Raw genomic sequence first — 12,793 nt, 5'->3', positions numbered from 1 at the left:
ACGGACACTTTGTTTACTAATATAATAGTATGAGAATTTATGGTTTGTGTATTTGGATAAGAGTTAAATATTTATAAAATTTTGAAAAAAATAAATTACATTATGGTAAAATCAAAGTGTATAAAGTTGAATACTAAAATAATATAGTATTAAGTTATTTCTATGGAAATTATGCTATATATTAACGAGAACAATACTTAATGTTAACTTGGAAAAAATATTTACATATTGTAATAAATAACTTTAGGCAATTAACGGAGGGGAATAAATGGGATATCAAAGTGAGTATTCTTTAGAGAATGATGTGTTAGATCAATTAAGTAATATTGGCTATGAGCGTGTGAATATTCATTTGCATGATGAACTTATTAGTAACTTTAGAAATATACTCAATAATCGTCACATGGATGAGCTTAAAAATAAACCATTAACGGATTCTGAATTTGATAGATTAATTACAGATATTAATGGTAAGTCTGTTTTTGATAGTGCGGTTATTTTACGTGATAAGTATGTGTTAAAACGTGATGATGAATCAGTTGTTTATTTGGAGTTTCTTGATAAGGATAATTGGTGTCAAAATAAATTCCAAGTAACAAATCAAGTTAGTGTGAAAGATACATATAAGAGTAGGTATGATGTTACGATCTTGATAAATGGATTACCTTTAGTTCAAATTGAGTTAAAGCGTAGTGGCGTAGCAATTTCTGAAGCGTTTAATCAAGTAGAACGATATCGTAAACAGAATTATACTGGGTTATTTAGATATATTCAGTTATTTGTGATTAGTAATAAGATGGAAACACGTTATTATGCGAATAGTGATTTAACGATTTTGAAGAGTCATATGTTCTATTGGAGTGATGAAAAGAATGAACGTATTAATCATTTAAAGAGCTTTATTGACAGTTTCTTAGAACCTTGTCATTTAGCAAAAATGATTAGTCGTTATATGGTCGTTAATGAAACTGATAAAGCCTTGATGGCACTACGTCCTTACCAAGAATATGCTGTAGAAAAGCTTATTGACCGTGCTTTAGAAACGAATAATAATGGTTATATTTGGCATACAACTGGGAGTGGTAAGACATTAACTTCATTTAAAGCGAGTCAAATTTTATCACAGCAAAAAGGTATTGAGAAAGTCATATTCTTAGTTGACCGTAAAGACTTAGATAGTCAAACATTAGCTGAATTTAATAAGTTTCAACAAGACTCTGTTGATTTAACTGATAATACGAAAAAGCTTTTAAAACAACTTGGAGATCCTACTTTACCTTTGCTTGTTACAACGATACAAAAAATGTCACATGCAATTAAATCTGATAATCCTGTAATGGATAGATATGAAAAAGATAAAGTAATCTTTATTATAGACGAATGTCATAGAACGCAGTTTGGTGAAATGCACAAATTAATTAAGCAACACTTTAAGAATGCGCAATATTTTGGTTTTACAGGTACGCCAAGGTTTGAAGTAAATAAAAGTCAAGACGGTCGTGCTACGGCTGATATATTCGACAAATGTTTACATCATTATTTAATTAAAGATGCCATTAGAGATGGCAATGTACTTGGCTTCTCTGTTGATTATGCGAAAACGTTTGATCCTAAAAAAGATTTACCTGAGGAATATGTCAACAAAATTAATACAAAAGAAGTATGGATGGCGGATAAAAGAATAGAAGGTATCACTGATCATATAATAGAAAATTATAATAAAAAAACCAGAAATGGTGACTATACATCTATGTTGACAGTGCAGAGCATACCAATGGCCATTGCATATTATAAAGCGTTTAAAAAAGCTAAAGAAGATGGAAAACATAATCTAAATGTCACAACAATATTCTCGTTTATACCTAATGAAGATTCAAATGAGGATGAAGACTTTGTCTATTCTAGAGCTGAGTTAGATCATGTAATGTCAGATTTCAATGATACATTCCGAACAAATCATTCTACAGATTATTTTGATGGATTCTTCTCAGATGTCTCTAAAAAAATGAAAAAGGTAGTGCCTGGTGAAAAGATTGATATTCTTATCGTTGTAAACATGTTCTTAACTGGCTTTGATAGTAAGAAGTTAAATACATTATATGTAGATAAGAATTTAAAACATCATGATTTAATCCAAGCATACTCAAGAACAAATAGAATTGAAAAAGAAACTAAACCTTATGGCAATATAGTGTGTTATAGAGATTTAAAACAAGCAACTGATGAAGCTATTGAAATATTCTCTCAAACTGATAATACAGATACAGTATTAAGTGGTTCATACGACGAGTATTTAAATGCATTTAAAGATGTCTTGAAACAATTATTTAATATAGCTATAACACCAGAAGATGTTGATAAACTTGAACGTGAAGATGATCAAAAAGAATTTGTACTTTCATTTAGAGAACTTGCTAGCACACTTGTTAGACTTAAAACGTTTGAAGAATTTGAATTTACACAAGAACATCTAGGTATTTCTGAACAAACATTTGAAGATTATAAAGGTAAGTATTTAAACTTATACGATAAAGTGATTAAACAACAAAAAGATCCTGAAGAAGAAGTCTCAATATTAGATGACATCGACTTTAATGTAGAAATTCTAAGAAATGATATTATTAATGTTCAATATATTATGAACTTAATCGGTCAAATTGATTTGAAAGATAAAACAGAGCGAGATAAAAATAGAAAACAAATTCATTCATTATTAGATAAAGCAGACGATGAACAATTACGTCTTAAAGCAGATTTAATTCGTCAGTTCTTAGATAAAGTTATCCCAACTTTAAATGAAGATACTGATATTAATGAAGCATATTATAAATATGAAGAAAATGCTAAACACAGTGAAATTGATGAATTTGCTAAAAATAAATCTTATCCAACAGATTTACTAGAAAATATTATTGATGAATATGAATTTAGTGGAAATATTAATAAGAACACAATTGATAAAGGATTAGATGGTGGATTCCTAGTAAGAAGAAACAATGCAAATAAAATTAAAAGCTTTGTTATTGAAACTGTAAAAAAATATGGGAATACTGAATAGCTTCAAAATAACTGTAGTTTAACTTTACTACAGTTATTTTATGTGCTATATTATTGTAGTAGAACAAAACTTCAAGGAGTTGAGTGCCATTAAACCTTTAATAAAGTATCATAGTGGTTCCATTATAAATCGGTTGAAGCCTTCTGAAAGTAATGAAGGTAAGCACCTTATGATTTATGATCAGAACACAATGGATTATGATTTAGGAAGATATAAATATGATGTTCCCGAACCAAAATTTCTTACGCTTAAAGAAGATCATAACGCCAAATGTATATACGAAGACCAAATTGTGTTTAACATGATTACTGGAGAATGTGTTCTAGTAGGTAGCAAATATTCAGGTTCAATATTGCCGTATAACTACACTCATATTGAAGTAGATAGTAAAAAAGTCTATCCACGTTACTTAGTATATTGGTTTAATCATTCACCTAAAGCTTTAAAACAATTAAACTTGTTTAAACAAGGTGGAAGCATGATTAAAAAAATAACACATAAACAGCTGCAAGATATGGAAATATCTCTACCATCTATAGAAAGACAGCAATTAGTTGGAGATTTAGCTTATAAAAGAAAAAAATTAAAATATTTAAAAGAAAAAAGAGAAAGTCTTATGGATGCTTATTTAACAGCACAACTATTCGAGGAGGAATAAGATTATGTCAATTACAGAAAAACAACGTCAGCAACAAGCAGAATTACAGAAAAAATTATGGAGTATTGCAAATGATTTAAGAGGAAACATGGATGCAAGTGAATTTAGAAATTACATTTTAGGTTTAATCTTCTATCGTTATTTATCAGAAAAGACAGAAGTACAAGTTGAACTATTGCTTAGTGAAGATGAAGGTATGACTTATGAAAAAGCATGGGAAATTGAAGACTATAAAGAAGGATTAGAAGCTGAGTTACTTGAAAGAATAGGTTACGTTATAGAACCTCAAGATTTATTTAGCTCATTAATTAAGAGAATAGAAAAACAAGATTTCGAAGTACAAGATTTACATAAAGCAATTAGTAAAATAGAAACTTCAACTAGAGGTCAAGAAAGTGAAGATGACTTCGACCACCTATTTGATGATATGGATTTAAATTCATCACGTTTAGGTAATACAAACGAAGCGCGTTCAAGATTAATATCTAAAGTAATGGTTAATTTATCAACATTACCATTTGTACATAGTGATATAGAAATAGATATGTTAGGTGACGCATATGAATATTTAATCGGACAATTTGCTGCAACAGCTGGTAAAAAAGCTGGAGAATTCTATACACCACAACAAGTATCTAAAATATTAGCTAAAATTGTTACAGCTAATAAGAAAGATTTGAAAAATGTTTATGACCCTACATGTGGATCAGGATCATTATTGTTAAGAGTAGGTAGAGAAGCAAATGTGAGACATTATTATGGTCAAGAATATAACAGTACAACATTCAACTTAGCTCGAATGAATATGTTACTACATGATGTGAATTATAATAATTTCTCAATAGAAAATGGAGATACATTAGAGAATCCAGCAATTATAGAAGAGAAATTTGAAGCGGTCGTAGCTAATCCACCGTATAGTGCAAAATGGAGTGCAGATCCAGCATTCTTAGATGACGAACGTTTCAGCAATTATGGTAAATTAGCACCAAAATCAAAAGCAGACTTTGCATTTATCCAACATATGATTTACCACTTAGATGACAATGGAACAATGGCAGTAGTCTTACCACATGGTGTACTATTCAGAGGCGCAGCAGAAGGTGTCATTAGAAAGTATTTAATTGAAGAGAAGAATTACCTAGATGCAATTATAGGATTACCATCAAATCTATTCTTTGGAACAAGTATACCAACGAGTATATTAGTATTTAAGAAGTGTAGAGAAAAAGAGGATGATGTACTATTTATTGATGCATCACAATCATTTGAAAAAGGAAAAAATCAGAACCACTTAACAGATGAAGACGTTAGTAAAATATTAGAAACATATCAAAATAGAGAAAGCATAGATAAATATAGTTACGCAGCAACATTAGAAGAAATAAAAGAGAATGACTATAACCTAAATATACCAAGATATGTAGATACATTTGAAGAAGAAGAACCAGTTGATTTAGAAGCGGTTCAGAAAGAAATTAAAGATATTGATTCAGAAATAGAAGAGTTAGAACAAGAAATAAATGGATATCTAAAAGAATTAGGAGTGTTGTAACATGACTAATGAAGTTAAGAATGTACCTGAATTGAGGTTTCCGGGGTTTAGTGGAGAATGGGAAGAGAAGAAGTTAGGTGAAATTAGTGAAAAACCTATGTATGGCATAGGTGCCTCAGCTACTAACTTTGATGGTGAAAATGTATATGTGAGAATTACTGATATAAATGAAAAAAATAGAACCCTAATTAACAGTACATTAACTAGCCCAGATACAATTGACTTGAAATATAATCTTAGTAAAAATGATATTTTATTTGCAAGAACAGGAGCAAGTACAGGAAAAACATATATTCATAAAAATTATGATAAAAACAAAACATACTATTTTGCAGGTTTCTTGATAAAATTCAAAATTAATAATAGCTCAATACCTGAATTTGTTTTCCAATATACTTTTACTAATAATTATCATAATTGGGTAGCTACAATGTCTATAAGATCTGGTCAACCAGGAATCAATAGTGAAGAATATTCGAAAATGAGTTTATATTTGCCTTCATACAGTGAACAACAAAAAATTGGTGAATTTTTCAGCAAACTTGATCAACAGATTGAGTTAGAGGAGAAGAAGTTAGCTTTGTTAGAGGAACAGAAGAAGGGATATATGCAGAAGATATTCTCACAAGAACTACGATTTAAAGATGAGAATAACTACTCAGATTGGAACCACTTTAAATTAAAAGATATAACTGTTTCTTTGAAAGGACAAGAAAGTACGACAAAAGAATTACCCATTTTAACTATATCTGCTTCAAGAGGTTGGCTAAATCAAAAAGAAAGATTTTCTCAAGTTATTGCTGGCAATAGTTTGAGAAAATACACTCATATTAAAAAAGGTGATTTGTCATATAATAAAGGAAATTCAAAGCTTGCCAAATATGGCATTGTCTATATGCTAAAAGAAGATGAAGCTTTGGTGCCAAATGTTTATAAAAGTTTTAGACCTAATAATAATATTGATAGCTATTTTTTAGAAAAATATTTTCATAACAAATCTGTTGATCGTCAATTAAGAACTAAAATAAGCTCTACTGCAAGAATGGATGGATTGCTTAATATTAGTGATAAAGATTTCTATGAAGTGAAATTACAAATACCATCTTATTCAGAACAAAGAAAAATAGGTAGCTTCTTTAGAAAATTTGATGAATTAATTTTAAAACAATCAGATAAAGTTGAGTTATTGAAAAAGCGTAAAAAAGGCTTTTTACAGAAGATGTTTATATAGGCCATGTGGCACAACTAACATATTAACCACAATATTATATCTCAAAAAAATAGAGGGGAATGTCATGGATACTAATGAAATTCAATCATTTTTGTTTAACTATGTAAAAGAACTACATAATGACAATTCTGCACTTTTTGTCGGAGCCGGATTATCGATGGATTCTGGTGGTCTTAATTGGAAGGAATTATTGAGAGAGGATGCTCATTCTATTGGATTAGATGTTGAAGAAGAGAAAGAAGATTTAGTGTCAGTGGCACAATATATATACAATGAAACAGGTAGTCGTAATACTATTTCTCAACTTATTAAAAATAAAATTAAAACAGATGGTAAAGAAAATGAAAAACATAAGATTATAAGCTCTTTACCTATTAAAACAATATGGACAACGAATTATGATCATTATCTTGAGAATGCATTTGAAAGAACAGGTAAGATTGTTGATGTGAAAAAAAGTGTGAGTGATATGTCTATAAATACTGAAAATTCAGATTTAAAAATTTATAAAATGCATGGAGACGTAACTATACCAGAATCGGCAATACTCATTAAAGATGATTACGAAATATATGATAGAAAAAATGAAATATTTTTGAATAAATTGAAAGCTGATTTAACAAGTAAAACATTTTTGTTTCTTGGTTTTAGTTTTGAAGACCCAAATCTTAAAAGTATTTTAGGGAAAGTTAGAATCATGTTAGAAGGTAATACAAGAATGCATTATTGTATTATGAAACAAAAAATTAGAAAAGACTGCAAAACAGAAAAAGAGTTTAATTATCAAAGAATTAAAGAAAATTTATTTAAAAATGATTTATTAAGATACGGTATTAAAGTTTTATATATAAATGAGTATAATGATTTAGATAAAGTGTTAAGAAATATAAAACGATTATATTTAGCTAATAGAATATTTGTTTCTGGGGCATATGAAGATGTTGGTGAAACTATAAAGTTAAAAAGTGAGAAAATATCTGCAGATAAGTTTTGTGAAAAACTCGGTAAGAGGTTAAGTGAAGAAGGCTATATTGTTACAAATGCTTTAAGTCCAGGTGTTGGAAGAAATTTAGCTAGTGGATTTATAAATAATGAAATAAAAACAAATATAATAAAAAGTAAATTTAAAGTTCGTCCATTTCCAATATATAACAATACTAAAAAATATAAAAAATATCGAAAATCATTACTAAAAGAATGTGGAGTTACTATATATTTATTTGGTAACAAGTTTGATGAAGAAAAAAATTTAGTTATTTCTGATGGAATGATTAAAGAATATAAAATTAGTGAAAAGTTAGGTTTATACAATTTGCCGATAAGACAAACAGGTCATGCTGCTGAAAAAATATACAAAAAATTACACAAAAATAATAAGCAAAAGAAATTTGAAACTGTAGATGAATTAGTTGAAGATATTATTATGAAATTAGATGACAATAAACGCAAGAGGGGAGAGTTTTAATGGGAACTAATATATTTATATCATTTAGATATTCAGATGGACAAGCTTTAAAAGAAGATTTAGAAAAACATTTTGATGATGATAGAGAAATATATAATAGATCTGAGAACGAAGATAGAACAGGTCAATCAGAAGAGGTAATACAAGATTACTTATATGAAAAATTAAAAAATACATCGATAACAATAGTTATTCTAACGCCAAAAGCAATTAATTATCAAAAAAATGGTGATGGAAAATGGGATGATTGGTTATATGATGAATTAAAATATTCCTTAGAAGAAAGACGGAAAAATAAAACAAATGGTGTTATAGCTTTGTACACTGAAGAAGCAAAAGCATCAATTATGAGAGAGACAGTGCATAATTGTTCTACTTGTAATCAAGAACATACTGTTAATAATCTATTAGAATTTGATAATTTAGTTAGTAGAAACACTTTGAATATAAAGCCTGAATTTAAAAAGAATAAGTGTGTTGAGCTATATGATTCTAATCATGACTCATATATATCTTTAGTACCTTACGAAACATTTAAAGAAAATACACAAAAATATATTGATTTAGCTCTAGAGAAAAGAAATCGATTGAATGAATTTAACTTAACTAAAAAGATGTAAATAGAAACATTGCGATTTATTATGGGGGTTTCAAATTTGAGTGATAAATGTTTCAAAGTTTCAAATGAAGTGTATAAAAAACATAAAAAAATTTATAAATTCGATTGGGTTTTAAGATCAATTTTTACTATAGGAATTATCTGTTCTATATTATATTGTTTGAACTTTTTTTCTGGTTTGAATTCTATAATGGGATATATCATTCTGACTATTATTGTTTTAAGCTGTTCTATCATAATTGGTTATAAAAGCAGAACTTATAGGTCTAAGGTTATTAAATACTCTATGTCTAACGAAGTAATGAAGATTTTAAATGAGAATAATATTAATGATAAAAGCAGTATTCAGTTGTTAAAAGAAGAATTGAAAATAGAAATTGCTGAACAAAAAGATGATCTTAATAATAAAAAAGGTAGAATTAATAGGATTTTTTTATATGTATTCTGGATTCCTTCAGGTTTTTTTTGTGCTTTTTACTTTAATTCGAATGATGCTGTCTTGCAGTTTGAACAATTAAAAGATTTAGCTCTATTACTGCTTGGATTAGCTATTCAAATAATATCTTTAATTATGATGTTATCTGTATTTGAAAAGGAAATGATATATCTAATGGATTCTAGGAATAAAAGATGTATATTAACTTTAGATTATCTAAATGATTATCTGTATTATTCAAAATCTTTAAGAAGTTGATTATTTACAATATCTAGGAGATTTTGTATAATAACTATAGAGCATAATTTCCGAGACATACATCAAACCCCCTTACTATTTGTGGTAGTAAGGGGGTTTATTTGATGCTGGTTATTTGTCGTCTTTTGTCTTACGTTTATCTAACCAGTATGATAATAGCATAAGTGTCGCACCTACGATTATAGGTGAGACTATGTTAGAAAGCATAATCTCCATAGACATCACCTCCTCCACAGAAATCTGTGTCTATGAAGTGTGATTGACGACATTTATATTTTAGTTTAATGGTTGTTTAGAGAATACTTTATTTTTGATTTTTTATATTAGATTTATGCAAGTGAGGATAGGTAATTTATTATCTTATACTAGATTAGTTGATTTAAGTTTCTAATGAATTTATTTGTTAATATAACATTCCCCCTTTACTACGATATCTGTAGTAAGGGGATTTTTTCATTCACAATTATATATTTAACCTCCCATATTGAGGTGCTTTTCTTTAATACCTTTGTTCTATTTAACTTTTGAAATTGTTTTATAAAAGTAATTAATTTATTAAAAATTAACATAATCAAACAAAGTCTGATATATTAGTATGTAAATGTTTCTTTTTCAAACAATTTTATTGTAAAATCAACAATATTATAAGGGGGCTATATGCATTGAATAAATATGATAGATTAGATGAAATAACAGACTTAGTAAATAGAAAAGGATCAATCAGAATTGCTGAAATAGTTGAAGAACTCAATGTTTCTGATATGACAATAAGACGAGATTTAGCTGAATTAGATGGACAGGGTGTACTAACCAAAATACATGGTGGTGCAAGAAGTAATTCGGCTTTTCAATTTAAAGAAATGTCACATAAAGAGAAGCATACACAATATATTGAAGAGAAAAAACAAATAGCTAAGAAGGCAGCCACAATTATTGAAGAAGGAAACACAGTATTTCTAGGACCAGGTACTACTGTAGAATTTTTAGCAGAAGAAATTCATAATAAAAATTTATCAGTCATAACAAACTGTTTGCCTGTATTTAATATTTTATTTAAAAAGAAAAGTGAATATTTCAAAGTCTATTTAATAGGTGGAGAAATGAGAGAAATTACTGAATCGTTCACAGGGGACATGACAAACAGTGCATTAGAAACAATGAGATTTAGTAAAATGTTCTTCAGCGCTAACGGCGTAAAAGGAATAGACGTAATGACGTCAACACATGAAGAAGCATATACACAAAAATTGGCGCTTAGAAATTCGATAGAGAAATACTTACTTGTTGATTCTTCTAAAATTGGAAAAGAAGATTTCGTTTCATTTTGTGATTTAAAATCATTAAACGGAGTCATAACAGATGGTAACGACGAGGATAAAAATAAAATAATAGCAGATTTTACAGAAGTCATCATATAAATAAAAATTAAACATAAAAAGACAAAATCTAAACAGGTTTTGTCTTTTTTTTATACTTTTTAAACAAAATGCAACAATAAATGTTGAATATATGTTTAATTGAGTTTATAATTTAAACATAATGATTGTTGTAAGCGTTTATATTGTTTAAAGCAACATGAAATAAACAAATGGAAAGGAAGATATGAATGAATGTCGTAATCGGATCAGATGAGAATGGGAAAAATTTAAAATTATGTATCAAACAATATTTATTAAACAACAATTATAAAGTTGTCGATACTACAGAAGATAAAGATGTTGATTTAGTAGATGCAACTTTAAATGTTGCTAAAGAAGTACAGAAAAATGAAAAGAATTTAGGGATTGTAATAGATGCATATGGTGCAGGTAGTTTCATGGTAGCAACAAAAATAAAAGGCATGATTGCTGCAGAAGTTTCTGAAGAAAGATCAGCGTATATGACTAGGGGACATAATAATTCGAGAATGATTACGTTAGGTTCAGAAATTGTTGGTGAACAACTTGCAATTAACATTGTTAAAGCGTTTATTAATGGTAAATATGACGGTGGAAGACATCAAATTCGTGTCGATATGTTAAATAAAATGTGCTAAATAAGGAGGAAGTTTATATGAAGATTGCAATTGGTTGTGATCATATTGTTACAGATACAAAAATGGCAGTTTCACAATTTTTAAAAACGCTTGGTCATGAAGTGATGGATTGTGGAACATATGATTTTGCAAGAACACATTATCCTATTTTCGGAAAAAAGGTTGGAGAAGCAGTTTCAAGTGGAGAAGCAGACTTAGGTGTATGTATTTGTGGGACGGGTGTTGGTATAAATAATGCTGTTAATAAAGTTCCAGGTATACGTTCTGCACTAGTAAGAGATATGACTACTGCTATTTATGCAAAAGAAGAATTAAATGCTAACGTGATTGGTTTTGGGGGCAAGATCGTTGGTGAATTATTAATGTGCGATATTATTGAAGCTTTTATAGATGCTGAATACAAACCTACTGAAGAGAACAAAAAGTTGATTTCCAAAATTAAATATTTAGAAACGGAAAGCGAAAACCAAACAGATCCTCAGTTCTTTGATGAATTTTTAGAGAAGTGGGATAAAGGTGAATATCATGATTAAAGGGAAATTATTATGATTTTAACGATTACGATGAACCCTTCAGTAGACATATCATATCAAGTGGATAATTTATCAATCAATCATGTGAATAGAACGAATAAATGGAGTAAAACAGCTGGTGGCAAAGGATTAAATGTAACGAGAGTCTTAAATCAGTTAAACGAACAAGTTGTAGCTTCAGGTTTAAAAGGCGGTAAACTTGGAGAATATCTTGAACAATCTTTGAATGAGCATAAAATAACCAATCATTTTTTTGAAATTCAAGGCAACACAAGAAATTGTATCGCTATATTACACGAAGGAAACCAAACAGAAATTCTTGAAGATGGTCCTACTATTAGTTCTGAAGAAATTGAGCATTTCAAAGCACATTTTGAAGAACTTGTAAGTAAATCAGACATTGTTGTAATATCTGGAAGCTTACCTAAAGACGTGGATAGTAAATTTTATTCGAATTTAATAAAGATTTGTGATAAACACGCTGTTACCGCAATACTAGATTGTTCTAATAAAGCGCTTATAGAAGTGTTAAGAGGACAATATAAACCATTGTTAATTAAGCCGAATATCGATGAGCTGTCTGAATTGCTTGGAGAACATATAGATGAAGATATTGAATCCTTGAAGCAAGCAGTAGCAAACCCAATGTTTGAAAATATCGAGTGGGTGGTTGTCTCTTTAGGTTCAAATGGTGTATTCGCTAAACATAACGACAAATATTACAAAGTAGATATACCTCAAATTCAAGTAGTGAATCCTGTTGGTTCAGGCGATTCAATGATTGCTGGTTTTACTTCTGCTTTGATGAATAATGCAACAGACGAAGCATTACTTAAAAAGGCGAATACTATAGGTATGTTAAACGCACAAGAAACAGTTACAGGTTCTATCAATTTAAAGAACTATGATGACCTTTATAACAAAATCAATATTATTGAGGTGTGA

Annotated in this window: 12 protein-coding genes; 11 read left to right on the top strand and 1 reads right to left on the bottom strand. The window is 28.8% G+C overall.

Going from position 1 to position 12,793, the window contains the following annotated elements:
• Window positions 1-268: 268 nt before the first annotated feature.
• The 7 genes from B2G86_RS07285 (at window position 269) to B2G86_RS07255 (ending at window position 9,280) form a co-directional block, all read left to right on the top strand.
• Complete coding sequence (locus B2G86_RS07285) at window positions 269-3,058, top strand: type I restriction endonuclease subunit R (protein ID WP_078357469.1); 2,790 nt, start codon at window positions 269-271, stop codon at window positions 3,056-3,058.
• Between the two features lie 169 nt (window positions 3,059-3,227).
• Entirely contained in the window at window positions 3,228-3,716 is a 489-nt protein-coding gene (locus B2G86_RS07280) for a restriction endonuclease subunit S (protein ID WP_241837737.1), read from the top strand.
• 4 nt (window positions 3,717-3,720) lie between these two features.
• The gene (locus B2G86_RS07275) at window positions 3,721-5,271 is read left to right on the top strand and encodes a type I restriction-modification system subunit M (protein ID WP_078357468.1); all 1,551 of its coding nucleotides are present in this window, start codon (window positions 3,721-3,723) and stop codon (window positions 5,269-5,271) included.
• Window position 5,272: 1 nt separating this feature from the next.
• Window positions 5,273-6,502: a restriction endonuclease subunit S gene (locus B2G86_RS13505; protein ID WP_078357467.1), complete on the top strand. Its 1,230-nt coding sequence runs from the start codon at window positions 5,273-5,275 to the stop codon at window positions 6,500-6,502.
• Between the two features lie 64 nt (window positions 6,503-6,566).
• Window positions 6,567-7,967 carry an SIR2 family protein gene (locus B2G86_RS07265; RefSeq protein WP_078357466.1) on the top strand — a complete coding sequence of 467 codons (1,401 nt, stop codon included), beginning with the start codon at window positions 6,567-6,569 and terminating at the stop codon, window positions 7,965-7,967.
• Window positions 7,967-8,587: a TIR domain-containing protein gene (locus B2G86_RS07260; RefSeq protein WP_078357465.1), complete on the top strand. Its 621-nt coding sequence runs from the start codon at window positions 7,967-7,969 to the stop codon at window positions 8,585-8,587. Before B2G86_RS07265 ends, B2G86_RS07260 begins: the two co-directional genes overlap by 1 nt.
• A gap of 36 nt (window positions 8,588-8,623) precedes the next feature.
• Window positions 8,624-9,280: a hypothetical protein gene (locus B2G86_RS07255; RefSeq protein WP_078357464.1), complete on the top strand. Its 657-nt coding sequence runs from the start codon at window positions 8,624-8,626 to the stop codon at window positions 9,278-9,280.
• A gap of 111 nt (window positions 9,281-9,391) precedes the next feature.
• Here B2G86_RS07255 and B2G86_RS13185 read toward each other — a convergent pair whose 3' ends face one another.
• Complete coding sequence (locus tag B2G86_RS13185) at window positions 9,392-9,496, bottom strand: type I toxin-antitoxin system Fst family toxin (protein WP_142242930.1); 105 nt, start codon at window positions 9,494-9,496, stop codon at window positions 9,392-9,394.
• Window positions 9,497-9,942: 446 nt separating this feature from the next.
• Between B2G86_RS13185 and B2G86_RS07250 the strand changes: the two genes are divergently transcribed.
• From B2G86_RS07250 to lacC, 4 genes are all read left to right on the top strand, one after another.
• On the top strand, window positions 9,943-10,698 hold the full coding sequence (locus B2G86_RS07250) for a DeoR/GlpR family DNA-binding transcription regulator (protein ID WP_078357463.1): 756 nt from the start codon (window positions 9,943-9,945) through the stop codon (window positions 10,696-10,698).
• A 188-nt stretch (window positions 10,699-10,886) separates the two neighbouring features.
• The gene (gene lacA, locus B2G86_RS07245) at window positions 10,887-11,315 is read left to right on the top strand and encodes a galactose-6-phosphate isomerase subunit LacA (RefSeq protein ID WP_078357462.1); all 429 of its coding nucleotides are present in this window, start codon (window positions 10,887-10,889) and stop codon (window positions 11,313-11,315) included.
• 17 nt (window positions 11,316-11,332) lie between these two features.
• Window positions 11,333-11,848: a galactose-6-phosphate isomerase subunit LacB gene (gene lacB, locus B2G86_RS07240; RefSeq protein WP_078357461.1), complete on the top strand. Its 516-nt coding sequence runs from the start codon at window positions 11,333-11,335 to the stop codon at window positions 11,846-11,848.
• A gap of 12 nt (window positions 11,849-11,860) precedes the next feature.
• On the top strand, window positions 11,861-12,793 hold the full coding sequence (lacC, locus tag B2G86_RS07235; RefSeq protein ID WP_078357460.1) for a tagatose-6-phosphate kinase: 933 nt from the start codon (window positions 11,861-11,863) through the stop codon (window positions 12,791-12,793).

Origin of the sequence: Mammaliicoccus fleurettii (assembly GCF_002018435.1) — a bacterium.
GTDB lineage: Bacteria > Bacillota > Bacilli > Staphylococcales > Staphylococcaceae > Mammaliicoccus > Mammaliicoccus fleurettii.
Note: the sequence above shows the minus strand (reverse complement) of the source record. Positions and strands in the feature narration are given on the sequence as shown.

Coding starts and splice junctions, on each gene's coding strand:
- B2G86_RS07280 (WP_241837737.1), top strand. CDS start 3,228: ATGATTTATGATCAGAACACAATGGATTATGATTTAGGAAGATATAAA.
- B2G86_RS07265 (WP_078357466.1), top strand. CDS start 6,567: ATGGATACTAATGAAATTCAATCATTTTTGTTTAACTATGTAAAAGAA.
- lacB (WP_078357461.1), top strand. CDS start 11,333: ATGAAGATTGCAATTGGTTGTGATCATATTGTTACAGATACAAAAATG.
- lacA (WP_078357462.1), top strand. CDS start 10,887: ATGAATGTCGTAATCGGATCAGATGAGAATGGGAAAAATTTAAAATTA.
- B2G86_RS07275 (WP_078357468.1), top strand. CDS start 3,721: ATGTCAATTACAGAAAAACAACGTCAGCAACAAGCAGAATTACAGAAA.
- B2G86_RS13505 (WP_078357467.1), top strand. CDS start 5,273: ATGACTAATGAAGTTAAGAATGTACCTGAATTGAGGTTTCCGGGGTTT.
- B2G86_RS07285 (WP_078357469.1), top strand. CDS start 269: ATGGGATATCAAAGTGAGTATTCTTTAGAGAATGATGTGTTAGATCAA.
- B2G86_RS07260 (WP_078357465.1), top strand. CDS start 7,967: ATGGGAACTAATATATTTATATCATTTAGATATTCAGATGGACAAGCT.
- B2G86_RS13185 (WP_142242930.1), bottom strand. CDS start 9,496: ATGGAGATTATGCTTTCTAACATAGTCTCACCTATAATCGTAGGTGCG.
- lacC (WP_078357460.1), top strand. CDS start 11,861: ATGATTTTAACGATTACGATGAACCCTTCAGTAGACATATCATATCAA.